This window comes from Plantactinospora sp. KLBMP9567 (genome assembly GCF_033446045.1).
Classification (GTDB): domain Bacteria; phylum Actinomycetota; class Actinomycetes; order Mycobacteriales; family Micromonosporaceae; genus Plantactinospora.
In genome coordinates, this window is record NZ_JAWQRR010000032.1 from 1 (window position 1) to 22,872 (window position 22,872).

Annotated in this window: 25 protein-coding genes; 12 read left to right on the forward strand and 13 right to left on the reverse strand. The window is 68.2% G+C overall.

Annotated features, from left to right (window positions below):
- From R6Y94_RS24160 to R6Y94_RS24180, 5 genes are all read right to left on the reverse strand, one after another.
- The coding region (locus tag R6Y94_RS24160; protein ID WP_318398123.1) for an RICIN domain-containing protein at window positions 1-265 on the reverse strand (265 nt) is incomplete at its 3' end.
- A 1,069-nt stretch (window positions 266-1,334) separates the two neighbouring features.
- Window positions 1,335-2,099: an SDR family oxidoreductase gene (locus tag R6Y94_RS24165; protein WP_318398124.1), complete on the reverse strand. Its 765-nt coding sequence runs from the start codon at window positions 2,097-2,099 to the stop codon at window positions 1,335-1,337.
- 43 nt (window positions 2,100-2,142) lie between these two features.
- Window positions 2,143-3,150, reverse strand: a complete 1,008-nt coding sequence (locus R6Y94_RS24170) for an NADP-dependent oxidoreductase (RefSeq protein WP_318398125.1) — start codon at window positions 3,148-3,150, stop codon at window positions 2,143-2,145.
- Between the two features lie 98 nt (window positions 3,151-3,248).
- The gene (locus tag R6Y94_RS24175) at window positions 3,249-3,893 is read right to left on the reverse strand and encodes a DsbA family oxidoreductase (RefSeq protein ID WP_318398126.1); all 645 of its coding nucleotides are present in this window, start codon (window positions 3,891-3,893) and stop codon (window positions 3,249-3,251) included.
- 68 nt (window positions 3,894-3,961) lie between these two features.
- On the reverse strand, window positions 3,962-4,615 hold the full coding sequence (locus R6Y94_RS24180; protein ID WP_318398127.1) for a TetR/AcrR family transcriptional regulator: 654 nt from the start codon (window positions 4,613-4,615) through the stop codon (window positions 3,962-3,964).
- Window positions 4,616-5,564: 949 nt separating this feature from the next.
- Here R6Y94_RS24180 and R6Y94_RS24185 point away from each other — a divergent pair.
- A complete protein-coding gene (locus tag R6Y94_RS24185) occupies window positions 5,565-6,188 on the forward strand; it encodes a 50S ribosomal protein L11 methyltransferase (RefSeq protein ID WP_318398128.1) in 624 nt (207 codons plus the stop codon).
- Entirely contained in the window at window positions 6,172-6,393 is a 222-nt protein-coding gene (locus R6Y94_RS24190; protein ID WP_318398129.1) for a CDGSH iron-sulfur domain-containing protein, read from the forward strand. The genes R6Y94_RS24185 and R6Y94_RS24190 overlap by 17 nt, the downstream gene beginning before the upstream one ends.
- Here R6Y94_RS24190 and R6Y94_RS24195 read toward each other — a convergent pair.
- Both R6Y94_RS24195 and R6Y94_RS24200 read right to left on the reverse strand, forming a co-directional pair.
- Window positions 6,385-7,353 (reverse strand): iron-containing redox enzyme family protein, encoded by a 969-nt coding sequence (locus R6Y94_RS24195; RefSeq protein ID WP_318398130.1) that lies wholly within the window; start codon window positions 7,351-7,353, stop codon window positions 6,385-6,387. The genes R6Y94_RS24190 and R6Y94_RS24195 overlap by 9 nt on opposite strands.
- On the reverse strand, window positions 7,346-8,494 hold the full coding sequence (locus R6Y94_RS24200; protein ID WP_318398131.1) for a glutamate--cysteine ligase: 1,149 nt from the start codon (window positions 8,492-8,494) through the stop codon (window positions 7,346-7,348). The genes R6Y94_RS24195 and R6Y94_RS24200 overlap by 8 nt, the downstream gene beginning before the upstream one ends.
- Window positions 8,495-9,261: 767 nt before the next feature.
- Between R6Y94_RS24200 and R6Y94_RS24205 the strand changes: the two genes are divergently transcribed.
- Window positions 9,262-9,900 (forward strand): hypothetical protein, encoded by a 639-nt coding sequence (locus R6Y94_RS24205; protein ID WP_318398132.1) that lies wholly within the window; start codon window positions 9,262-9,264, stop codon window positions 9,898-9,900.
- Window positions 9,901-10,701: 801 nt separating this feature from the next.
- On the opposite strand, the gene R6Y94_RS24210 is transcribed toward R6Y94_RS24205, so the two are convergent.
- Together R6Y94_RS24210 and R6Y94_RS24215 are read right to left on the reverse strand one after the other, a co-directional pair.
- Entirely contained in the window at window positions 10,702-11,400 is a 699-nt protein-coding gene (locus tag R6Y94_RS24210) for a transposase (protein WP_318398153.1), read from the reverse strand.
- 24 nt (window positions 11,401-11,424) lie between these two features.
- On the reverse strand, window positions 11,425-12,066 hold the full coding sequence (locus R6Y94_RS24215) for a GNAT family N-acetyltransferase (protein WP_318398133.1): 642 nt from the start codon (window positions 12,064-12,066) through the stop codon (window positions 11,425-11,427).
- Between the two features lie 435 nt (window positions 12,067-12,501).
- Here R6Y94_RS24215 and R6Y94_RS24220 point away from each other — a divergent pair, with 435 nt between their 5' ends.
- Entirely contained in the window at window positions 12,502-12,702 is a 201-nt protein-coding gene (locus R6Y94_RS24220; RefSeq protein WP_318398134.1) for a hypothetical protein, read from the forward strand.
- A gap of 296 nt (window positions 12,703-12,998) precedes the next feature.
- Here R6Y94_RS24220 and R6Y94_RS24225 read toward each other — a convergent pair whose 3' ends face one another.
- Window positions 12,999-13,640 carry an SIMPL domain-containing protein gene (locus tag R6Y94_RS24225; RefSeq protein WP_318398135.1) on the reverse strand — a complete coding sequence of 214 codons (642 nt, stop codon included), beginning with the start codon at window positions 13,638-13,640 and terminating at the stop codon, window positions 12,999-13,001.
- Between the two features lie 287 nt (window positions 13,641-13,927).
- Here R6Y94_RS24225 and R6Y94_RS24230 point away from each other — a divergent pair, with 287 nt between their 5' ends.
- The 7 genes from R6Y94_RS24230 to R6Y94_RS45280 all read left to right on the forward strand — a co-directional run bounded on the left by R6Y94_RS24230 (window position 13,928) and on the right by R6Y94_RS45280 (window position 19,396).
- Window positions 13,928-14,830: a TIGR04222 domain-containing membrane protein gene (locus tag R6Y94_RS24230; protein ID WP_318398136.1), complete on the forward strand. Its 903-nt coding sequence runs from the start codon at window positions 13,928-13,930 to the stop codon at window positions 14,828-14,830.
- 55 nt (window positions 14,831-14,885) lie between these two features.
- On the forward strand, window positions 14,886-15,704 hold the full coding sequence (locus R6Y94_RS24235) for a DUF692 domain-containing protein (RefSeq protein WP_318398137.1): 819 nt from the start codon (window positions 14,886-14,888) through the stop codon (window positions 15,702-15,704).
- Window positions 15,704-16,327 carry a TIGR04222 domain-containing membrane protein gene (locus tag R6Y94_RS24240; RefSeq protein ID WP_318398138.1) on the forward strand — a complete coding sequence of 208 codons (624 nt, stop codon included), beginning with the start codon at window positions 15,704-15,706 and terminating at the stop codon, window positions 16,325-16,327. The genes R6Y94_RS24235 and R6Y94_RS24240 overlap by 1 nt, the downstream gene beginning before the upstream one ends.
- Window positions 16,324-16,545 carry a hypothetical protein gene (locus R6Y94_RS24245; protein WP_318398139.1) on the forward strand — a complete coding sequence of 74 codons (222 nt, stop codon included), beginning with the start codon at window positions 16,324-16,326 and terminating at the stop codon, window positions 16,543-16,545. Before R6Y94_RS24240 ends, R6Y94_RS24245 begins: the two co-directional genes overlap by 4 nt.
- Window positions 16,542-16,886 (forward strand): hypothetical protein, encoded by a 345-nt coding sequence (locus tag R6Y94_RS24250; RefSeq protein ID WP_318398140.1) that lies wholly within the window; start codon window positions 16,542-16,544, stop codon window positions 16,884-16,886. Before R6Y94_RS24245 ends, R6Y94_RS24250 begins: the two co-directional genes overlap by 4 nt.
- Before the next feature lie 391 nt (window positions 16,887-17,277).
- The gene (locus tag R6Y94_RS24255; RefSeq protein WP_318398141.1) at window positions 17,278-18,753 is read left to right on the forward strand and encodes a tetratricopeptide repeat protein; all 1,476 of its coding nucleotides are present in this window, start codon (window positions 17,278-17,280) and stop codon (window positions 18,751-18,753) included.
- A 136-nt stretch (window positions 18,754-18,889) separates the two neighbouring features.
- Window positions 18,890-19,396, forward strand: coding sequence for a transposase (locus R6Y94_RS45280; protein WP_412102861.1), 507 nt, complete (start codon window positions 18,890-18,892; stop codon window positions 19,394-19,396).
- Between the two features lie 13 nt (window positions 19,397-19,409).
- Here R6Y94_RS45280 and R6Y94_RS24260 read toward each other — a convergent pair whose 3' ends face one another.
- Window positions 19,410-20,315: an IS5 family transposase gene (locus tag R6Y94_RS24260; RefSeq protein ID WP_412102862.1), complete on the reverse strand. Its 906-nt coding sequence runs from the start codon at window positions 20,313-20,315 to the stop codon at window positions 19,410-19,412.
- Window positions 20,316-20,446: 131 nt separating this feature from the next.
- Between R6Y94_RS24260 and R6Y94_RS24265 the strand changes: the two genes are divergently transcribed.
- Complete coding sequence (locus tag R6Y94_RS24265) at window positions 20,447-21,094, forward strand: hypothetical protein (RefSeq protein ID WP_318398142.1); 648 nt, start codon at window positions 20,447-20,449, stop codon at window positions 21,092-21,094.
- Between the two features lie 187 nt (window positions 21,095-21,281).
- Here the strand turns inward: R6Y94_RS24265 and R6Y94_RS24270 are convergent, their stop codons facing one another.
- Both R6Y94_RS24270 and R6Y94_RS24275 read right to left on the reverse strand, forming a co-directional pair.
- Entirely contained in the window at window positions 21,282-21,947 is a 666-nt protein-coding gene (locus R6Y94_RS24270) for a hypothetical protein (protein ID WP_318398143.1), read from the reverse strand.
- 589 nt (window positions 21,948-22,536) lie between these two features.
- Window positions 22,537-22,860 (reverse strand): ester cyclase, encoded by a 324-nt coding sequence (locus R6Y94_RS24275; RefSeq protein WP_318398144.1) that lies wholly within the window; start codon window positions 22,858-22,860, stop codon window positions 22,537-22,539.
- Between the last annotated feature and the right edge of the window lie 12 nt (window positions 22,861-22,872).

Consider the following 22,872-nt stretch of genomic DNA (forward strand, 5'->3'; position numbering starts at 1 on the left):
TGCCGTTGTTCCGCGCCCACTGCACGATCCGCGCACCGTCATTCGTGGCCAGGTTGTACACGTCCAACGCCTTGCCACTGTTGCGGTTGACCAACACGTACCACGCGCTCGTGTCGACCGTCGCCGCGGCGGCGGGCGTGGACAGCACCACCGCGGCGGCACCGCCGACCACCACCGCCGTCACGCCGGCGGCGACGATCCGCGTCAACCACCCGCGCCGCCGAGACGGCGGCGCGATCGATGGAGACGTACCAAAGACGAACATGATCCTCCTCCAATGACCAAAGAGCCGAACGGTCTGCCCGAAGATGGGGTGTGCCGCCACGCACCGCCGGACGCCTGCTTCGAGTATGTGGGCGCTAACAAAGGTGTTCGTGGGCCGTCACGCACGCCTGACCCAAGGTGCGACGAAGCAAGGCTCGCCCGGTAAGCCATAGGCGTCGTCATCCTTTGACCATCGACTGTGAGCGATAACATGACGTTCGTCAAGTCGTAACGTCCCGGGTTCGCCGGCCGGGTGGCGCATCGCAGCCCCCGGGGCAAGAGGTGCACGGGCATGCGTACGCCAAAACCGACCAATGCGGAGTCCGCTTAGGGTACGGACTTTCGACGGGCGCGGTTCATAACACTTTCTCGACGTCAGGTGACGAAGTGGGGGAGAGCGGAACATCACAGCAGATTTTTGTTATGGAAGTCGGTGGCACATGGTCGCGGGCACCCCCCACTTTGCCGGGATGCGGCGTTTTCCGATGGACCGATCCTCGACGGTACGACGTTCGAGGGATCTTGGTCCGTGGCAGCACAAAGCAGTCCTTGCCAAATGGCGGTGCCGAGCCCTCGACGGGGACCGAGGTTTCGGTGACATTCAGCCGGTGCAACCTGCCGAGCTCGAAGGATGGGCTCCGGATCTGGCGGGACCTACCACGCTGAGCCGGGACCGTCACCGAAGTCCGCGCCGACCGCGGTGTCGCCGACGCCGTCCCGCCCGGATCTCGCCGACCGCACGAGCATCCGGCCGCTGTCGACCGCGGCCGGATGGCTGAGCCCAGCAGATCACCGAGGCGGCCGCCTGGCTGCTCAACGACCGCGCCTCGTACGTGACCAGCGCGGCTGATCCAGGACAGATGATCCTGATGCCAACGAGTGACCTGAGACGCGGGGATGCTCGAGATGGTCGTGCGGGCCCTTCCCGAGGCACGTTCAGTGGCCGATGCCTCGCCTTCGCGTCGGTCATCTGCTGCCAATGCGATGCCGGCGGAGGCCCTTCGGCGCGTGGAACGCCATGGCTCCGTCGGTCATGACGTCGCACGCGCCGAAGATCGGCAGACGGCTCGTCAGGCGGCGGTCAGGCCGCCGTCGATCGCGAGCGCGGCTCCGGTGATGAACCTGGTCTCCTCGCTCAGCAGGAAGGCCGCGAATGCGGCGATCTCTTCAGGCTGCGCGATTCGGCCCACCGGGTGCATGGCACCGACGGCACGGAGGGCCTCCTCCGGGTTCGGACCCATCGCGCCACGTAGGAGCGGGGTGTCGACGCCGCCGGTGACAAGCGCGTTGATCCGCACACCTGTCGTGGCCGTGTCGAGCGCCGCTGACCGGGTGAGCCCGATGACGCCGTGTTTGGCGGCGCTGTAGGCGGCCATGCCGGCTGCGCCGGTGACTGCGGCGTTGGAAGCGTTGTTTACGATCGCACCGCCGCCGGACGCCTGCAGCGCGGGGATCTGGTACTTCAGCCCGAAGAAGACGCTGTTGAGGTTGAGTGCCAGTTCAGCAGCCCAGGCGTCGTCGTCGACCTCGGTGACCGGACCGTGTGCGGTGGCCGCGCCGACATTGTTGAAAGCGCCGTCGAGCCGGCCGTAGTGGTCGACCGCTTTCCGGACCAGCCGCTCCACTTCGGAGCCGACTATCACATCGGTCGGCACGAAGATTGCCTCTCGCCCGGCGGAGTGCAGCTCGGCGAGGAACTCTTCGCCGGCTTTCTTGCCGCGTGCCGCCAGGACGACCTTCGCGCCCTCGGCGGCGACCCGTTCTGCGACGGCCCGCCCCATGCCGGAGGTGGCACCGGTGACCAGAATGACCTTATTCGTGAAGCGCGTGAACAAAATTGACTCCTATCTTTGCTTGCTTGGTGGTTAGACGGGTGGGTCAGAAGGTGAGCACGAGGCGGCCGCGGACGCCGCCGGCCTCGAATCGGCGGTGCGCGTCGGGCGCCTCGGCGGCGGGCAGGACCTTCGCGACGCGCGGAGTGAGCACGTCTGATTCGGCGAGACGGCGGATCTCGTCCAGCTTGTCCGTCCGGCCGGCGTACTCGGGCACAAACGGCGTCAACACCCTGATGCCCCTGGTGCTCTCGGCCTGGTAGCCGCCGGGCTCGTCGGCCTGGCGGATCCGGACCAGGCTGCCACCGTCACGCACGACGTCGAACAGCCTCGTCCCGAACAGCGCCACATCGGCGACCGCGTCCACACCGTCCGGGAAGTGCGCCCGGATACCGTCGACGACCCCGGCCCCCCTGGCCACCACGATGGCCGCACCGGACTCCCGGACCAGGGCGTCGTCGGCCGGGGCGGCGTCGGCGACCACGGTCACCCCGGCGCGGCTGGCCATCTGAACCAGGTAGCTACCGAGGGTTCCGGCGGCCCCGACCACAGCCAGGGTCGAGCCCGGCGCAAGAGCCAGCTGATCGAGAGCCAGCAAGGCGGTCAACCCGTTCATGGGCAGCGTCGCCGCCGCTTCATGACTGGCGCCGGCCGGCGCGCGGACGACCCAACTGGCCGGACGCACCACGTACTCCACGTAACCGCCACCGCTGTTCTCCAGGGAGCCGTCGGGAGTCGGGGTTACCGGCAGGAGCATCGCCATCACCGGGTCACCGACCGACAGATCGGTCTCCGTTCCAGGGCCGATCTCGTCGACCACACCCGCGACGTCCATTCCGGGCATGTAGGGCCCTGGCACCCCGGCCAGCGCCGACGCGTGGACGCCCGACCGCAGCAGCGTGTCCGACGGATTCACTGAGGCCGCGTGTACGCGTACCCGAACCTCGCCGGGGCCCGCATGCGGTTCCGGCAGTTCGATGACCCGCAGCACCTCCGGCCCGCCGAACTCATATAGACCAACGGCACGCACGAACATCTTCCTCTCGTGGTTCATCAGATACCTGGTGTGGTGGCTCCGTCGGTGCTCGCGACACTCGGCAGTTCACACCCGTTTGCGTCGCACCCGGCTTGGTCGGCAGCACCGAGGACTTGTCAGCTCGGTCGGCGTTCAGCCCAGGCCCGTCCCAGTACCTCGGCGAAGGCCTCGACCGGCTGGGCGCCGGAGAGGCCGTACGTGCGGTCGATCACGAAGAACGGCACGCTGGTGATGCCCAACTCCGCGGCCTCGCTCTCGTCCTTGCGTACCTCGCTGGCGTACGCCCGCCGGTCGGCCAGCACGGCGCGCACCTCGGCCTCGTCGAGTCCGGCGCGGACGGCGATCTCCACCTGGTACTCGGAGTCGTAGATGCTCCGCTCCGTCGCGAAGTTGCCCTGGTAGAACAGCGTCAGCAGCTCATCCTGCAGGCCCCGGGTCGCGGCCAGGTGCAGCAGCCGGTGTAGGTCGAAGGTGTTGCCGTGGTCCCGGAAGTCGACGAGGTAGTCGAGTCCGTCCTCCCTGGCAATGCCCGCGAGGTTCTCCTCGGCCGCCCGGGCCTGGGCCGGAGTCAGTCCGTACTTCTTCGCATGCGCCGCCCCGGTCGTCGGGCGGGTGTGGGCAAGCTGGGGGTCGAGTTCGAAGGAACGGTGTGTCACCTTGACGCGGTCCTGGTGTAGGAACGCGGAAAGTGCCTTCTTGAATCGGGCTTTGCCGATGAAGCACCATGGACAGGATATATCCGACCAAATTTCGACATGCATATCTTCTCCCTTCCGGAAGGGTCTGTCTTGCGTGCGGATGTTGCGCCTGCGGCTAAAGGAACCCGGGGCTACTTCGTGGCCGGCGTTTCCGGTGATCCTGCTTGGCTGATCTGCGGCCCCGGCCCGTCAAGAGGTGTTCGCCCGGGGGCGCGCATGCCGTCGAGCAGGATGGTGAGGACTCGACGCCACCCGTCGGGCCCTGCGTCGACACCGAGGCAGTGGTCGATGTCCAGCGGCGCGCGCGAGCAGATCATGATGTCCTGCCAGGTCACGTCGGCACGCAGCTCACCGGCGGCGTGTGCCCGCTCGGTCAGCCGGATGACCGCGTCCTGCAACGCGGCGGTCCGCTGCGCCAACTCGGGGGACGGCGGCCCTTCGCAGGCTGCGGTGACCTCGGCCAGGCCGCGACTGTCCCGATGTGCCCCGGCCAACTCCATCACGAACTCGGCCAGCCCGTTCCATGGGTCCGTGCGCTCGATGGACGCCTGTGCGGTCTCGCACAACTCGTCATAGAGGCCGAGGACCACGGCGTCGAGCAGAGCTTCCTTGGTGCCGAAACGCCGGTACAACGTGCCCACTCCCACGCCCGCCGCCGTGGCGATGTCCAGAGCCGACACGTCGAGCCCACGGGAGGCGATCGCTGCCCGTGTCGCGACGATCAGCTGGCGTCGGTTTCGGCGAGCGTCCGCCCGGACGTCAGAGACGGGGTCCAGGTCAGACATTCGGGGTCCAGTGCTCTTTGATGCTCCCGATCGCCTCCAGCGTGTCCCGTCGCCGGAAAATCCGCTTGAAATCACTCATGTCGAGCCTCCTTGCGCATCCGGCGCATTCACCGCCCAAACCGGGCGCCTCCTTAGCGGACGTGTATCGTCCGGTTCTAACCGTAGCCCAATCGGACGTTCATCGTCCGCTTCTTCGGCCTTCGGCAAGGTGACCCTGGCCACCTCCTCGTCGGGCACGGAAGCAATCCCCTTGCCGGCTTTGGACGCGTACAACTTGCGCTGTAGTCGGTATCGCCGTCCAAGTGGCATCTGCTGGTCTAGGCACTGCTCCGAGTGCCGCTCGGTGCGGGATTGTCCGATCCCGCCTCGCCGTTCCCGGCTCTCATGCCGGCGCCAGACCTCCCGGCCACAGGCCGTCGGGTCAACTACCAGCGGCCCCGGCCGTCCATCTCGGGCGGCACCTCGACCGCGCCCCGCCCGACCCGGGCTGTCGTACGCTGGCGCCAACCAATGCCGGGCCCAACTCGGTCCGACCGTCCCCGGCCGGCTGGATGACGACCTTTCCCACGTCGGTGAGGCTAGGAGCCGGACCGGGAGGTCAGCATCTGCCGAACGACTGGTGCTGATCCGCCGGGGCACAGGGAGCTCGGAGGCGCTCCCAGGTCGGGCTGTCCCAGTGCCGCCCGTCGTTTGACTCCCAGCTTGAGATAGGCCTTGTAGAAAGCACCTCGTGCTGACCATTTCGGCGCCATCAATAAACGGCTGATCGACTTCGACACAGCTCCTGTGGGTTTGGCGCATCGCCATCGGGGAACCTTGGCGGACACGCTGGCCTGATCTTGGAGGGGACATGACGGCATCCACGGTCACCGCACGCCCGCCCGTGGGCGGTCTCCGTTTCCCGATGCTGCGGTTCCCTGGGGTGTACCGCCCGCAGGCCGACACGGCGTTGCTGGCCGAGGCGGCGGCTGCTGCGCCGATCCCGCCCGGCGCGCGGGTTCTGGACCTGTGTACCGGCAGCGGGGCACTGGCGGTGACGGCGGCCCGGCTCGGCGCAGGCGGGGTGACGGCAGTGGACGTTTCCCGGCGGGCTGTCATATCGGTGCGGCTCAACGCGTGGGCGCGTGGGCTACCGGTGCGGGCGCGGCGCGGCTCGCTCGTGGAGCCGCTGTCCGCGGCGTCGGGCCGGGTGTCGGCGGACGGGCCGTACGACGTGGTGCTCGCCAACCCGCCCTACGTGCCCGGTCCCTCAGCTACGGCGCCGACCGGGCGCGAGCGTGCCTGGGACGGCGGGCCGGACGGGCGTACTGTGTTGGATCCTTTCTGCGCGGCGGCACCGGGGCTGCTGTCCGGCACGGGTTTCGTGCTGCTGGTGCAGTCGCACGTGTCCGGTGTGCAGCGTTCGCTCGTCATGCTGCGTGAGGGTGGCCTGCGGGCGTCGGTGGTGGCGCGGCGGCGAGTGCCGTTCGGCCCGGTCATGCGGGCACAGGCCGCCTACCTGGAAGATTCCGGTTTGGTCCGGCCTGGCCAGCGTCACGAGGATCTGGTGGTGATCCGTGCCGGCCACCGCTGAGCCGCGTCGCGTGGTCGTCGTGCCCGGCGGGCCGGTACTGGTCGAGGGGCCCGTGGAGCTGGTTCTGCCGGACGGCACCACGGTCTGCTCGCAGCGGTTCATGGTGGCCGTATGTGTGTGCCGCCGCAGCAAGCGCTACCCGTTGTGCGACACCAGCCACCGCCGCCGGGTGCGGGTGGACGTTGAGGACCAGGCGTCAGAGTAGCGCCGACCGGCCGGCCCGCCAGCTTCCGAGCAGGTGCTCGCCGAGCCGGCCTTCCAGCAGCGTGGTCGCCTGGATGCCGAACACCATGTCCGCCGCGAGGTCCGGTTCGCGGTCGAGCAGGTCGCCGAAGACATCGTGCCGCATGACCTGCTCGTGTACGGCGTCAGCCTCGATGTGTTCGGTGTAGAAGAGCCGGCAGGCGGGGGCGGCGCCGAGCCTGGCCAGCGCCTCGTCCATCCGCTGCGCGCTGGGACCGGTGGTGATCTCGGCGGCGGTGAAGTGGCCAACCAACGCGCCCCGCCACCGTCGGTGCAGTCCGAACAGCGACATCATGTTTACGGTGGCGAGGGCACACGCCGGCGCCTGGTTCAGGTAGTGCAGGTAGTCGGGTGACAGGTCGGCGGCGGTGAGCAGGTCGGCGAAGAGGCGGGAATGCATACGTTCGGCCCGGCCGGCACCGAACTCGTCGTATTCCACTGCGACAAGGGCGGCCTTGGCCCGCCCCTCGAGGCGGGGGATGACCCAGGCGTGCGGCTCGGCCTCTTTGTGGTGGTAGATGGAGCGCACGACGAAGTACTCGCGCATCTGCCACCATTCGCTCTTGTCGCGGAGGAAGTGGCTGACGCCGGTGCCGGGCACCGGTTCGACGAGCAGCGGTTCCAGGGCGGCTGTCACGTCGGTCCCGCCCTCGACCTGCTCAGCCAACGCGGCGAGGAAGACCGCCTCCAGTTCGGCGCGAAGCCGTAGCAGGTCCGGGGCCCATTCCCATTCCGGGTCGACGTCGGCGAAACCGCGGTAGTGCAGCTCGTAGCAAAGATGCAGGGCGAGCTGAAGGTCATCGCCGAACGGGTCGGCGCCGTTCACGGCGGAACTGGGCGCAACCCCGCCGGTCAGGGCAGACACGACGGCCGTCGAGAGCGGGCCGCGGGTGGCGGGAAGCGTGAGAGCGTGGCTAGCCATGTGGTTCCTCCGGGGGGTGCGCCGCTTCGGAATACCCAGGAGCGTCGGGTTCATCCCGCAGTGTCAGCTCGGTCACCACCGCCGGCAGGCCGCCCGACTCGGCGACGCGGCGCTGGCGGTCGGCGCCGGTACCATCGGACCGAAGCCGGTCGACCTGTGCGTGTACGTTCCGCAGGTCACCAGTTTCGGTGAGCGCGTCCCGGATATGGTCGAGCAGCGCGGTCACCAGGTGGGCGGCCGGCACGCGCCGCAACAGTCCAAGATGGATGCCCGGACCGGTCGGGCCGTAACGCGCGGCATTCCACACCGCCGCGGCGGCCACCTGCGTCGGCACCGGCTCGGCCTCCCGGCCGCGATCGAGGTCGGCGAGCGCGACACGAACCAAGGCCCGGCCCAGCAACGCGTGCAGGACCGCCTCGTCCAGCGTGGACGCCGTGTCGGCGACCCGGAACTCCACGGTGGGCAGCTTGGGCGATGGACGGGCGAACCAGAACGTCTGCGCCTCGTCGGCCAGCGTGCCGCACTCCACGAGCCGACCTACCTCCGCCCGGAAGGCGGCGTGATCCCGAAAGTACGGCGCTAGCCCGGAGCCGGGAAAGCGGGACTGCTGGACGATCCGCCAGCTGCCGTAGCCGGTGTCCCGCTCCCGGTGGAAGGGCGAATTGACCGAGAGCGCCAGGAGGGTGGGCAGCCAGGGGGCGAGGTGGTTTACCACGGCGACCGCGGTGTCCCGGTCAGCTACACCGACGTGTACGTGGCAGCCACAGGCCTCGTAGTCGCGGGTCACCTCGCCGTACATGTCGTCGATGGCAGCGAAGCGGGGCAGAGTCGACGGCACCCCGCCACCGGACTCGCATACCGGCGAGGCGCTCGCCACCGCGACAGCGCCGTGGTCGCGTGCGGCGGCGGCCACCGCCCGGCGGCCCGCGGCGAGATGCGCCCGCAGCTCGGCGGCGGTCACGCATATGCCGGTGGCCGCCTCGGCCTGGGTGTCTCGCAGCTCCCGTTGGATGGTCGCGCCGGCCGGCAGGTCGGCGGCCGAGGCGCGGGCGACGACCTTTTCCGCGACCGGGACGGTCGCCCCGCACGCCGGGTCGACGAGCAGAAACTCCTCCTCGACGCCCATGGTCTGCGTGCTCATAACGCGCTGTGGTACCCCGCGAACATCATGGACAAACGTGAGGTTTTGACCGGCCGGCGGGCGGGTAACTGGCCAGCCATGACCGCCGGGGTTGATTTTGAGCGGTGGGCTGCGCGACGGCGACGTCGTCAACGTGGTGTGGTCATGCGAGCGGGGCTCGACGAACCCGGTTGGAAGTCATTCCTGGCGCTGTCGAGGTCGAGCCCGTCCGAACGTCAACGCGTTCATCGGCCAGTGGCGGACTGACGGACCTCGAGGAAGCCGTAGTTGTCGGTCGGCGCCGCAGGGTGCCAGCTCCGATCGGCAAACGGCTACCGCGACTACCCCATCCATTCGACGCTGGCTGACGATGCCAGCGGTGCACTCGGGTCGGCGTACGTGCTCTCGTCCAGGATGATCACGTCCGGGCTGAATAGTCCCCGCGCAGGGTCCGGCCGTCATCCCCACAAAATGGACCAACGGATGACCCTCGACCACGTAGCAGATGCCGCCCGGAGCGACTAACTCGGCAACGACCTGGCCCTACTCAAGCCAGTCGGCCGGCCCCAAAACGTTCGATCCCATAGTCCGGCGACCCTGGGGCGACCAAGGACCACGATCAATCGACTAATGCCAACCTGCCAGGAGTACATCGGCTCATGATCGACGTACTACTCTCGGCACGACCGGACATTGGCTTGATCAATGCCTGTGACGCTGCGTAACGTCCAGTCGAGCCCTTGCCGCGTATCGCCGCGACTGCAGCGAGTCGACGACAGGTGCGTCGGGTGGAGCGGCCCGTGCGGACTGTCAATCCCGCGACACAGGCGAACCGCAGTCACTGGCCGCAGGACCAACTGGTTGACAACCATCCAGGAACTCAGGATACGGAGTCCGCCATGCATCAACCACCAACCCCCCGCACCCGCCATCGCGGCGCCGCCGTACGCGTCACCGTCGCCGTGTTGCTCGCCTCAGCGCTGGCTACCGGAGCGCTGGCGGCCAGTACCGGTCCGGCGACCGCGAGCAACGTGGCCACAACGGCCGACACGACTGCGGCCACCGCCCACCGCACCGTCGGGAGGAACGCCGACCGGTGTGTGCCGATCCGGCCCGAGCCCGGATTTTACGAGGCCGGCCGGGTCGGCAGTGAGGAACTGACGACGCCGAACTCCCGCTGCTCAACGATCAGCGTCTCCCACATCCAGGATCCGGCCAATCCGACCGACCGGTGCCAGACCTTCCTGCTCGGGTTCTGGCCGTTCGTCGACGGCTCCCTTACCTACACGGATCCGGTCACCGCGTGTGGCCGGCACCGTACGGTATTGGCCCGCGATGTGCCCAACAACGCCCGCTACATCGTGATCTATGCCATCGACTACATCGACCCCGTCATTCAGACAGTGAAGTTCCGCGTCTGGCACTGAGCTACCCCTGTGGGGTCGTGAGGTAGTCCCGAACCGGATGGCCGGCCGCCTACCCGAGGCGACCGGCCATCCGGGTAGCCCGCGTTGTGGTAGTGCACTGACCTCGGCACGTGCGTGCACTGGCAGTGTCCACCCCGACGACGCATGTTTACGTACAGCGACGATCGGACCATCGGTCGGTGCGTGCACACGCTCGGCGGCCGTCGAGGAGACTCAGACAGGTCCGGTGGTCTCTCCTGCCCGCCTTCCTGCGAGGGGCCGGCGTAGGAGACGGGCGTCGCAACCAGCAGCACCGCCCCTGTGAAGAAGTAGGTGTTGATTTCCGAGGCCGGCCCAGAACTCACCCGTGGAGACGTCCTGGGCCGCAGAAAGCCGCCGCGACGGATACCCGTGACCATCAGCAGATTTTCGGCCATCCCTGGAACACCCCGGAGGACAAGCAGCATGCTCCCAAACCACAGCGGCGTCAGGAGTAACCACTGCGGGAGATTTCGAGCCCACGGGCGGACCGTGGCTACAACGACGGCTGCCCCAACGGTCGACATTGAGATGAGTACAACGTTGAGGATTACGTAAGCGGTCATGCCCCAGGGGCCGTCACCGGTCGGATCGTCTCCGGAAAGAGCACAAGGGCAAATGGGACGCAATTAAGAAGATCAACCATGCCAAGGCGCCGTGTGCCCAGCAAGGACTCCTGACGACGGGCATACCAGTACCCTTATGAGGTCAGCACGATCATGCCTCCCGTCCCGGGTGGGTTCGACTCCCCCGTAAGAGGGAGGCGCGGGAGTGTCAACGCGTTCAACTCGGCATGTCCACAAGGGAGCCGCACCGAGGCCGACCTCGACGCAGCGTGACCGGTGTGTCGAGATGCCAGCGCGCACGGCCGGCTGCTACTTGTTTAGCCGGATCTACGACCGCAGCCCGGCCAGGCTGGGTCGAGGGGGCCGGGGTGAGGCGTCGTTTGAGGGCTCGGCGGGCGTTTCCCTTCGTTGAGTTTGCGCTGGTAGTAGACGCGGCCGAGGCCTGGATCGCGGGCTTGGACGAGCGCGATGGCGTGTAGGGCGGGTTGAGTTGCCGGTTGCCGGTGGGGCCGAGTCGGTGGCGGCGGCGTTCGCCGCTGGCGGCTTCGAGTGGCGAGGTGCCGGCGTAGCTGGCGAGGTGGTCGGCGGTCGAGAAGCGGGTGATCTCACCGGACGTGGCCGAGGATCTTGGCAGCGATGACGTGTCCGACGCCGCGGATGTCGATGATGGTGGAGTGCGTCTCGCCCCGGGGACCTGTCGGATCTGGGTCTGGTTGGTGTGCAGGCGCCGGTCCAGGTCGTCGTGGCGTTCGGAGAGCAGTCGCAGTCGGGTCTGGTGGTCGTCGGCGACGACCTGGCGCAGCCGTTGTGTCGTATGGCGGCGTGGGCGACGCTGGCGGCGTCCGCCACGTCGGTCTTGCGGGTTGTCCGGGTACTCGTTGTAGTGTAGAGGTACGACTGATCTTGCAGAGGCTATGTGACTCGGGCGGTCGTTGCGTGGTCAGAGACCGAAGATGGTCTTGCAGGCTGGCCATCCCTCGATCGTCACTGCGGGCCGTTGTTGTGTGGCCCACTTCTGTCGCGTCAGCCGAAGGCGGTCGGATATGACGGCTTCGCTGCCGCGGGCGTCGACGGAGATGCCGTCGTGTTCGTAGCCGAGTTTGCGGGACACGCCTTGGGAGGAGTGGTTGTCCTGGAACACTTCGGTGAGTGCCGCGTTGGCGCCGAGGTGCTCGAAGGCCAGGGTGAGCAGGCCTAGGCGGGCCTCGGTTCCGTAGCCTTTGCGCTGGTGTTCGATGCCGAGCCAGGCTGAGGTAGTGACCTCGCGAACGACCGGGAAGTCGCGTGCTCGAAGGTTGACCAGGCCGATCGGCTCGTCCGCGTGGAAGACTCCCAACCCGAGTTGCCATGCCGTCGTCTGCCATGTCGCGAGGCCTTTCCAGTGGCCCTGAAGTACGGCCCGTGCGCGGTCTTCGTAGCTGCCGTCGGTCCAGGGAGTGAGGAAGGGACGCTCGGCCGGGTGGTGAACCCCGGCGCCGGCTAGGTGAGCGATTTTGGCCAGCTCGGTCTCGTGGGGCAGGCGTAGTTTCAGGCGTGGCGTGGTTATCGTGAGGCCATATTGGGGCCAGAGTTCGGCAAGCACGCGATCGATCTTCTCGATTGGGGCCCGGCCGCGCCACTGCTTTTGCTCGCGCTGGGTGCCTCACTACGCGCCGTCATCGTCTGCGTTCTACCGCAGCGCACACACCGCCGCGCTGAGCCTGGACCCGGTAGCCACCGAAGTGCTGTTCATCGTCGGCCCTACGACGGCTTGCCTCGCCGCCGCGATCGCAGCCCCGAGCGTCGCACTGCTCGGGTGCTCCACATTGATGCCCATCGGTGCATTCGTCTTCGTGCCGACTGTCGCAGGCCGCTTATCCAGCCCTACTCAGGAAAGCCGTAGGAGACTGTTGTTCGCGGCTGTCCTGATCTACGGCAGCCGGACTGGTCGGGCTCACCCGGCGGGCATTCCCTGCTGCTCCTGCCAGCCGTAGGTCTCGGCTTCACGTCGCCGCTCCTGGCAGGCAACGTGGTAACGATGTGTACCCTCATGGTTCTTGCCGGCGTCGGGGTCGCGCCCGCACCGACCGACCTGGCCCGCCTGGTGGCGTTGCGGACCCAGAACGGCAGCGACACCGAGGCGTTTGCCTGGCTCGGCGCCTCGACCGCTCTGGGCGGGGCTGCGGGAGTCGGCGTGGCCGGGGCGATCGTCGACCGCTGGTCCGCCGGAACCGACTAGCCTAGTAACCGCTGCGACACTGACGGTCGCGACTACCGTGCTGGTGCCCCTACTACACCCACTGCAAGACATCCGCGGTGCCTTACCGAGTGAGCGCTACTCTCAGCACGACCGTGCGCCCCGGTGCCTCGGGGTCCATCGACGCTGGCGCGCTTCTGCGGTGTCCGATCGAGCAAGCCCTTGCGCGCCGCCGCCCTACTCCGTCGCCCCGCCACGATGCGACATGTCGTACGAGCCGGCGTCGAACGTGCGAACAGTTCGACACTTCCAACCGGACGGGGCGGCGAGCGAAGGTTTCAGTCGCGGGCCACGGCGTAGCCGAGGATCACGGCGGCAGACACGACGATGTGGCCCGGGGCGAGGTCCTGGGCTGTGGTGGCGGCAGCCTCGGCGTGGCTGCGGTAGCGGGCAGTGCCGGGCTGTTCCGGGTCGACGTCCTCGACGTGCAGGACCGCGCCGACGCGGACGCCGGCCGCTTCGGCGTAGAGGTCGGCCTTCGCGCGGGCTGCGGCGACCGCCTTGCGCCGGGCCTCGGCCCGCAGTTCACGCTTGGCGACGACATCGAAGTCGACGCCCTCGATCTCGTTGGCGCCGGCTGCGACGACATCGACGAGCAGCGGCTCAACGTCGTCCAGCGTGCGAGACTCGACCGCAAAGGCAGCTTGGCACTGGTAGCCGACGAACTTGCGTGTGCCGTCCAGGTACTCGGTAGCGGTCTTTAGGTCCAACCGCGAACCCTCGACCGCCGCATCGCTGATCCCATGTGCCCGTAGCGCGCCACGCACGGCCCGTACGGCGGCGCGGGCCGCTTCGAACGCGGCGTTCGGGGTTTGCTCCACACGTACGACCTTGAACCGCACCCGCACCAGATCCGGGACCGCTTTCACACTCGCGGCGCCGAACGCGGTGATCCCCCATGGGCGTTCCACCATCTGCATGATTGCCGATCCAACCAGATCGTCCGCGCCGCGGCGAACCGGCGGTGGACCTCCTGCTAGACGGTGGCTCCGCCGGGCAGGACCTACAGCCCGTCACCGTCGAGGTTGCCGAGGCCCGAGCGCCACAGTGCGGCCGGCCAGCCACCCGCACCTAAGCAGTTATGCACCCTGAGGCACGGTGCACGGCGACCGCGTGGAGATGCGGCTCGGCCATGGCCGAGCCCTTCGTGGGCGCCGCTGATCACACCAGAGACAATGTTCGCCAAGCGCGGGGAGAGGGGTAGGCGATGCATCCGTGGGGACTGTCGGGGCCGGAGTTCCTCTGGCTGTACTCCACCGGCCTTGTCGTGGGGCTTGCCGTGGCGGTTGGGGTGCGCATGGCGGTGCGCAGGCCACGGCCTGCCGGGCCGCCCGATCCGCCGGCTCCCGAGGAGTTGGGCTTCCTCGCGGGCGGGCCGCGGCACGCGGTCCAGGTCGGCGTCGTCCGGCTGGTCGACGCCGGTGACGTCAGAGTCGACCGTCGCGGCATCCTGACCGCCACGGCGGACGGCGAGCCGACCGGGCGCCCGCTCGACGACGCGGTGCTCGCCGAACTCACCGCACCGCAGAAGGTCGCGACGGTGGCCGAGAGGCTTGCGGTCAAACCGGTGGTGACCGAGATCGGCGAGTCACTGGTCCGCCGAGGTCTGCTCGTCGCGCCGGCCCGCGCGGTCCGGGCACGACGGCTCGCTCCGGTCTTGCTGTACCTGCTGTTCGTGATCGGCCTGGCTCGCTGGATCAACGGGATCGCCAACGGCCTGCCCACCGGCTATCTGAGCTTCCTGCTCGCCGCGGCATTCATGGCCAGCGTGTACCTGAGTACCCGGCTCACGTCCGCCCCCAGGGCCCGGACGGTGCACGGCGACCGGGTGGTGGCCGAGATCACGGCGAGAGGCCAGGCGGCGGATCCGCTGGAGCGGGTGGCGGTGAGCGGCCCGCACGCCTACCCGGACAGGGAGCTCTCCAGGGCACTGACCGACGGCGCGGCCGTGGCGTTCGCCGGCGGCGCGTGGAGCTACGCGTCCGCGGGCTCGTTCGACTCGTTCGTGTACACCGGCTCGTCCGGCGGCAGCACCTACACGCACAACCACACCGCGTCCTCCAGCGACCACTCGTCGGGCGGCGGTGGCTGTGGCGGCGGTACCCCCTGACGTTCGCCGTGGACCGGGCTTGTCGGACGACAGCGGGTTCGGTGGAGGTGGCACCGTGACAGGGCCGAGACTCGGAGTCGGGATCGGCTGGCGGCCGGAGATCGACCTGACGGTGGAGCGGCTGCCCGGTGTCGACTTCGTGGAGGTGCTGGCGGAGAACATCCACCGGGGCCCGCTGCCGGTGTCGCTGACGGTGCTGCGTGAACGTGGGGTGCCGGTGATCGCGCACGCGGTGTCGCTGTCGCTCGGCGGGGCGGAGCCGGTGGACCACACGCGGGTCGCGCACCTGGCCGCCGTGGCGGAGGCGGTGGACGCGCCGTTGGTCAGCGAACACGTGGCCTTCAGCCGCGCCGGCGGGCTCGACTCCGGGCACCTGCTGCCGGTGCCGCGCACCCGTGACGCGCTGGAGGTGCTGGTGGACAACGTGAACCAGGTGCAGGCGGAGCTGCCGGTGCCGTTGGCGCTGGAAAACATCGCGGCGCTGCTCGACTGGCCGGACAACGACCTGACCGAGGGACAGTTCCTGGCCGACCTGGTCGAGCGCACCGACTGCTGGCTGCTGGTCGACGTGGCCAACCTGTACGCGAACGCGATCAACCTCGGCACCTCGCCGGAGACCTTCCTCGACGAGTTGCCGCTGGAGAGGCTGGCCTACGTGCACGTCGCGGGCGGCGTCACCCACGACGGGCTCTACCACGACACGCACGCGCACGCCGTGCCGCCGCAGGTGCTGGACACCCTCGCCGCGTTGTGCGCTCGGGTCAACCCGCCCGGGGTCATGCTGGAACGCGACGATGACTACCCACCGGACGCCGATCTGGCCGCCGAACTCGCCGCGATCCGTGCCGTCATCACCGCCGCCAAGGAGTCCTGATGCAGCCGTGGGGTATCTCGGGCCCGCAGTTCCTGCTGCTCTACCCGCTCGCCGTGATCGCCGGCCTGGCCGTGGCGGGGTACGCCCGCCGCTGGGCCAACCGGACCGCGCAGGCCGAGCTGCCGCCCACTGTGGAGTATGCGGAGGTGGCCTTCCTCGCTGGTGGTACCGATCGGGCGGTCGACGCTGCCGCCGCCCGGCTCGTCCACAGTGAACGGCTCAGGGTGAACCGCAAGGGCGTGCTGTCCGCACCGGGTGACCCGGCCTCCGACCACCCGATCGACCGGGACGTCTACGAGGTCGTCCGGCAGCAGCCGACGAAGGTCCACGCGCTGCGGCGTCGGCTCAAGGCGATGCCCCAGGTTCGGGCGCTTTCCGAACGTGTGGCCGCCGGTCAGCGCTCCCGGTCGCCGCGGGAGCGGGCGCTCGCCAAGTACGCCTCGCTGGCGCTGCTGTGCCTGGTGCTCGCGGTCGGCGTGGCCCGCCTGGTCGATGCCATCACCGACGGCTACCCGGTCGGTTACCTGCTCATCCAGCTCATCGTCAGCATGGCGATCATCTCGACGTTCTATATCGGGGTCTGGCCGCTTCCCGCCCGCTCGCGGGCAGGAACCCGGTGGTGACGCTGGCCGCCCGCCAGCTCGACGGGGCCGACCGAGTCGCGGTGTACGGGATGGCTGCCTACCCGGACGAGGAGCTACGCGCGACGCTCGTCGCGTCGGCCACCCCGCCCAAGAGTAAGGGCCGAGGTCGCCAGCGGGAAACCTACAACTACTACTACGGCCCGCCGACATCGAGCAGCGACAGCGGTGGCGGTGGCTGCGGCGGCGGAACCCCGTGACAGAGCGGGACAAACTGGCCGCACGGCAGCGGGAACTCCTTCGTGCGCTGCTGGCCGGCGGCCAAGTGCCGGCCGGCTTCGACGCGTACCGGGTCGCGGTCGAGGCCCGGTCGCTCCAGTCCAAACGCCGGTCGGTCGCGGCCAGGATCCGCCCCGACCTGGCTGAACGGCTCGGCACGGAATTCCGGCCACTGTTCGACACCTGGGCGCTCGACCACCCGAAACCGGTCGACTCCTCGTTCCGCGCCGACCTCGACCGCTTCGAGTCCTGGCTGTACGCCGGCGGCCACCTCGACCCACCACGCACACTCCGCCGCTGGCTCCGCCGTCCGGCGCGCTGAACAGCCAAGGCAGGTGTGTGGATCTTGGCTGGTGGGTCGTGAGGAGCCACCGACGTGGGCGAGATCGGTCGAAGCGGCATGACCTGCGTGTTCAGGAGTGGCATATCCACACGACCGGCAGGACCAGGATCATGCCGCCACGCCACTCACAGCCTGGTCAGTTACCCCCGAGATGCCCGCCGATGGCGCTACCACGCAGACTCACAGTAGTCGCGCAGCTTGTCCGCGTACGGCCGGCGTCGCCCGGCCGTCACAAACTCGGGATTCCGCGACTGACCGCAGTTAACCCGCGGTCCGAGGCACAGGCGGTTCAGCATGGTCAAAGCCTCGTTCGAGGCGAGCCCATCGGTGCGCGAACGCCACCAGGCGGGCGGCCGTAAACTTCCGGCTCGTGACGACACATCCCACCCCGGTCGACGTGGCCTTCGGGCTGTTGCGGGAGGGCCGCATGGGCGACGCCGAGAACCTCATGACGCGCGAGCTACAGGCCGCGGCGGACAACCACGGTCACGGCAGCCCGGAATGGGCCTCGGCCCAGTGCGACCTCGGCAATGTGCTCCTCAACGCCGGTCAACTCGACCGCGCGATCGAGTGCTTCCGCCGGGCCGTCTCCGCGGCGCCGCGCGATCACGAGTCCCGCAAGGACCAGTTGACCTACCGACTCAATCTGGGCCTGGCGCTGCGCATGGTCGGACGACTCGACGAGGCGGAGACGGAGTTGCGTCAGGGCGTTCAGGAGCGGCTCGCCTTCTACGGTCGCGAGCATGCCGGGTACGCGTTCGGTCTCGAACCATTAGCGGACCTGCTGCGGCAGCGTGGCGACGTGGCGCAGGCGCGGCAAGTCGTCGAGGAGGCGGTGGCCAACCTGTGGCGCAACGGGCACGAGCGGGTGGCCTCCGCGTTGGCGCTGCGAGCGGCGATTGTGCAGGCCGGTGGCACCGGCGAGCCGCTCTTCGGGGGCCTGCACCAACTGCCGGACGAGGTCGTCGAGCAGTTCGGGCGAGCCGTCACCCAGATGCTGGACCACGACGATCGAGCGTCCAAGGCCCTGCTCACCTCCTTGGTCGCCGCTCTGGAGGAGCGGCTGGGCATTGACCACCAGGCGACGCTCAACACCTTGTCCGCGCTGGCGAACCTCGGCCGTGATCTCGGTGACCAGGTGGGGCGGGTTGATGCGATCGAGCGCGTGCTCGCTTCGTACGACCGCCAGGGCCGGCAGGAAGAGGCGCTGATGGCAGCGCTCGGCTTGGCGATGGCCCAGGACGAAGCCGGCGATGCCGAGGCGGCGCTACGTACGTACGAGTCGGCGCACGCGAGGGCCGAGCGCATCGGTCGTCCGGAGCTGCGGAGCCAGGTGCTGCGCAACTGGGGCCTCGCGCTGAAGGAGGCAGGCCTGGTGGGCCTGGCGGAGCAACGGCTGACCGAGGCAGTGAGCCAGGCGCGCCGAGGCACCGACTACGACACGGTCGGGCGCGCCTGCGTCGCTCTCGGTCTGTTCCTCCAGCATGAGGCGCGGCTGTCGGAGGCCCGTACGGTCCTGGAGGAGGGCCTGACCGTCATGGATCCCGTACACCCGGACGCGATCATCGGCCGCAGCCACCTCGGTGCGGTCCTGGACGGCCGCACCTGCGGGTGTGGCGACATGGCGGGCACGATCGCCGACGCGTTCCGCGAGTTCGTCATCACCAGACTTCCCGCGGACCTGCTCGACCGTCTCAGCGTGGCGATCGTAGACGGCGAATTCAAGATCGATGTCGGGCTGCGGCGGGAGCCGACCGAGTCCGAACTCGAGCGGCTCAACGACGTCTTCCAGACCGCTCACGCAGAGTTCCGCCACCGGCTCAACGAGCCCCGTTACGCCCGCTGACGGCCCGACCGCCGTTGCAATACCAGGCCATCGGCGTGCGAGGCCAAGCGGTGACCTCACCAGGACCACGCGCACCGTTCTCGGCATGTCCGGACGTCCGCACGCCTGCACCCGCTAGCCGTGTTTCAGGGGCGGGGTGAACGCTACGACGTCGGACCAGACACCGCCAGCGCGCTGCTCCTGGCCGTCGACCCGAGCCACGCACCTTGCCGGCGCTGGGCCGGTACACGGCGACAACCCTGACCGCCTCAACACCGAAGCGGCGTTCGTCGTCCTCTGCGGCGTCAGCCCCATCGGAGCCACCTCCGGCATGACCCAACGCCGCCGCCTCAGCAGCGGCGGCGACAGACGAGCCAACTCTGCCCGTTACATCCTCGTGATCGCCCGGCTCCGCTGGGGACACTCGCGCACGCGCCTACGTCGAACGACGCACCAGCGAAGGCAAGACCCGCCGCGAGGCCATCCGATGCTTCAAGCGCTACATCGCCCGCAAGCTCTACCAGATGATCACCGAACCCCGGGTATCACCGGCATGACAGCCATGGGGGCAGCAAACTCGCCGTACGTCATCTGGCAATCCTGCACATCGCCGCGATTGACGAGTGGCTACAACCCGACCCTGAGAGAGTGTTGTGTAACTTAGAAATGACGTACGGTCATGCTGCCGCCGTACGGATTCCGCGATAGCAGGTCTGCTGCCCGGCCAGCCGGGCGGCCATCAGCCGGATCATCGCGATCTTGATGAAGTCCTCGGCGTGCGCGGTGGTGCGTTCGTAGTCGCGGCATAGCCGGCGGCAGCGGGTCAGCCAGCCCAAGGTGCGCTCGACGACCCACCTGCGAGGCAGGACGTGAAAGCCTTTGACGTCGTCGTTACGTTTGACGACTTCCAGCCGGACATCCAGCTCGTGGTCGGCCCAGTCGATGAGGCTGGCGTCGACGCTGTTGGCGTACCCGCCGTCCAGCCAGATCAGCCCGATGGACGGGTACTGCTGGTCGATGGAGTACAGCACCAGCCTGGCCCCGGCCCGGTCTTGTACCGAGGCGGAGTGCACCACGCAGACCAGCAGCAGCCCGCACGTGTCGACCAGCAGGTGCCGCTTGCGGCCCCGTACTTTCTTGCCTGTGTCGTATCCGATCTGCTCACCGCCGCAGGCGGACTTGGCCGATTGGGAGTCCAGCACCGCCGCGGTCGGCGCTGGGTCGCGGCCCTCTGCCTGACGCACCTGGTCGCGCAGCGCGTCGTGGATGTCGTCCCACACCCCCAACCCGCTCCAGAGCCGAAACCAGCGGTAGGCGGCGTGCCACGGGGCCAGATCGTGCGGGACGAGCCGCCACGCGCAGCCGGAGACCAGCACGTACAGGATCGTGTCGATGGTCAACCGGTGGCCGTACTTGAGCGGCCGCCCACCCTTAGCCGCGTCCCGTACCGGCAGGTGCGCCGACACCACCTGCCACATCGCGTCAGTCAGCGCGCAGGGGTAGGCTCGGCGGGCGTCATCCCCGCCAGTATTGATGCTGTCCACAACCACGCGATCTTGACGGGGATGACCTTTCCGACGCACCGACGCGCCGTGTTTCCTCGCGTCACGAGGCTCGCCGAGACGACAGGCGGATCATGTCGAAGCAAGGGCGATGGGCGCGCGACCGAGTGCTGCGGGAGCTAACCAGGCAATGCGGCCTCCCGGAAGGCGCCGTGATCGACCGTAGCCGGACGGGCGGCTTGACATACGTCGACTCGGGGCTGATCCGCAAACTCACGGTATATGCCGGAGCGCCAGGCGAACTGCGGTGGCAGGTCGATGTCGGCGATGAGGAGTTGGGGCGCCCCGATTCCGCAGCCTGCTGGACGCGCTACAGAATCGACGACAATCTGGTCGGCGGCAGCGACGGCAAGCACAGCCGAAACTGGACCAATTATCCCTGGCCGGTGAGCGGCGGGGGCTTGGACCCAGCCCTGATCGAGGACGTACGGCGCTTTGCTCCAATCATGCTGTGGTTCCTGCGTGACCGTCACGACCTCGGCCTAATCCTGCTGGCGGGTGATGAAGCACCGACCTCCTCGCTGATGGTTCGGGATGGTGTGGAGGCTACGCGTTGGAGCGGTGGGGCCGCCGGACTCGTACAGGCGATGATCCTCGCTCGTAGCGCATCGGACCCCCAGCTTGAGGCGCTGGCCGTTGCCAAGCTCGACCGCATGCGTGAGCAAGAAGTCCACGGCTTCGGTGGCTCCTTCGCTGAGGCCGTCGGGCACTGGGCCGAGCGGGAGGTCGCTTGGTCACCAGTCGACATCTCGGACCTGGTCGCACTTGGCCGCAAAAAGGGCCGGTCACGTAACCGCTAATTGGTTGACCGTGGCGGGTTCCCACTCGGCGCAGTTCTGGCGTTCAACACATGGCGTTGCAGCACGTAGCTACACGGCAGTCTTACTCCCGACGCGATCGACACGCCGCGTTCCATTGAGCCAGTAGGCTTCCAGGACCGAGAACCTCAGGTACTCGGTCAGTTACACAACACTCTCTGAGACCCGGCTAGTCGAACCAGACGACCAGACGTACCCCATCGTCGCCGAAGCGCTGGCCGAGCGCGCGCATCACAGCGAAGACGTGTTCCCAGCCGGTTTCCGGTCCGATGAAGTCCTGCCGCGTTGGTGAGTCGTACTGGAATCTGGTGCCGGCGGTTGCCCAACACCCCGGCGACGCCTCAACCGGTGTGATGCCGACCGGCGGGACGCCGTACGTCTCGACGACGTCGTCGGGCCAGTCGTCGTCTACCCGGATTCGTTGGCGAAGGCCGTACCACTCGGGGTTTCCGGCGGGCCACCGGTCGTAGTCGGGATGGCCTGCCCGTGGTCCTTCCTGGATCTCCAACACGCCGCGACCAGGTGCGGGGACCGACAGGTCGAGGTCACGAAGTTCGGTCCAGGAAACCCAGGTGGCGCCATGGACAGCTCCGTCCAGCCGTGACCACTTCTCGTAATCGTCCCGGACGGAAGCCGACACGTCGGGCGGCAGACCGCGGTCGGCCGCGACCGGCTCCCAGGAGAGCCAGTTCCTCACCCCGAACAGGCAACCGAGCGCCGCGTAGTCCATGCCGTCATGGAGCGGAGCGAGATCCATCAGGCAGATCCACGGATTTGAGCTGCCGTCAAAGTGGGGGCGACGGACCTCGAGGAAGCCGTAGATGTCGGTCGGCACCGCAGCATGCTACCTGCCCGCGACGTCATGATGCCGCAGCCCTTGATCCGGCGTCCGGGCCGGAATCGAGCCGCCACGTGGCTGTGAGGATTCGACCGTCGCAGAACGTGGCGCCCTATCGGCGGATCAGTACGGTGGCGCGCCCCAACGACGCCGGTGAACGAATAGGTCAGAGGTTTCGAAGGTTCATCTACTTGCCCAGCGCATGCACCCTCTTCTTCGGAGATGGGTGCACGCTGGTCAGGGCGTCCCCAAAAGGGGTCCGGATCGCCCTCGCGTGGAGCCGATCTGGACAGAATGTCCATCAGTGTCAAGCCGTATCCGAGATCTGCTGCCATTCTGTCTGCGCGATCTCGAGAGCGCGGGCCAGCCACGCCGCAACTGGAACCGGAAGGGGGAGAGATAGTCACACCTCACTGTTAGGGCGCCTCCGCCTGACGGTTTTCCTCAAGAGTCGTCCTTTCAATCCCGCGTCCGCTCGGCGGGGGAGCGGGCGGACGCGGCAAACCTTTGTGCCTGATGTCAGTCGGTCAGTTGCCGACGCATCACGGCCGAGTGGTGCAGGGCTGTCATCTGTACGAATCGATCGTCACGGACCTTGTAAATGGCGTACCCGACGATCTCGAATGCGGCGCCGGTGGGGAACATCGAGCCACTCCTTCAGCGGGGTCCGGGTGTCGATGGCGCGTACAGCGATGCGGTCACGGTCGAACAGCAGTTCCTTGACCTCCCAGTGGAGGTCCGGAACGGCATCGATGTCTCGCTTCTGGACCGCGATGACGCCGTCTCCGGTGCCCGGCTCGCCGTTCAACAGGACCTGGTCATTGATGAACTCGTTCATGTCGTTGAACTTGCGAGCGTTGAACTGCCTGATGTAACGCAGGTACCAGCTACGCAAACCGTTGTCGATCATCAGGTTGTCCTT

Excerpts from the sequence above, each read along its gene's own strand:
- R6Y94_RS24170 (WP_318398125.1), bottom strand. The coding sequence starts at position 3,150 with ATGAACCACGAGAGGAAGATGTTCGTGCGTGCCGTTGGTCTATATGAG.
- R6Y94_RS24175 (WP_318398126.1), bottom strand. The coding sequence starts at position 3,893 with ATGCATGTCGAAATTTGGTCGGATATATCCTGTCCATGGTGCTTCATC.
- R6Y94_RS24180 (WP_318398127.1), bottom strand. The coding sequence starts at position 4,615 with ATGTCTGACCTGGACCCCGTCTCTGACGTCCGGGCGGACGCTCGCCGA.
- R6Y94_RS24195 (WP_318398130.1), bottom strand. The coding sequence starts at position 7,353 with ATGGCTAGCCACGCTCTCACGCTTCCCGCCACCCGCGGCCCGCTCTCG.
- R6Y94_RS24200 (WP_318398131.1), bottom strand. The coding sequence starts at position 8,494 with ATGAGCACGCAGACCATGGGCGTCGAGGAGGAGTTTCTGCTCGTCGAC.
- R6Y94_RS24220 (WP_318398134.1), top strand. The coding sequence starts at position 12,502 with ATGTGTACCCTCATGGTTCTTGCCGGCGTCGGGGTCGCGCCCGCACCG.
- R6Y94_RS24225 (WP_318398135.1), bottom strand. The coding sequence starts at position 13,640 with ATGCAGATGGTGGAACGCCCATGGGGGATCACCGCGTTCGGCGCCGCG.
- R6Y94_RS24230 (WP_318398136.1), top strand. The coding sequence starts at position 13,928 with ATGCATCCGTGGGGACTGTCGGGGCCGGAGTTCCTCTGGCTGTACTCC.
- R6Y94_RS24240 (WP_318398138.1), top strand. The coding sequence starts at position 15,704 with ATGCAGCCGTGGGGTATCTCGGGCCCGCAGTTCCTGCTGCTCTACCCG.
- R6Y94_RS24275 (WP_318398144.1), bottom strand. The coding sequence starts at position 22,860 with ATGATCGACAACGGTTTGCGTAGCTGGTACCTGCGTTACATCAGGCAG.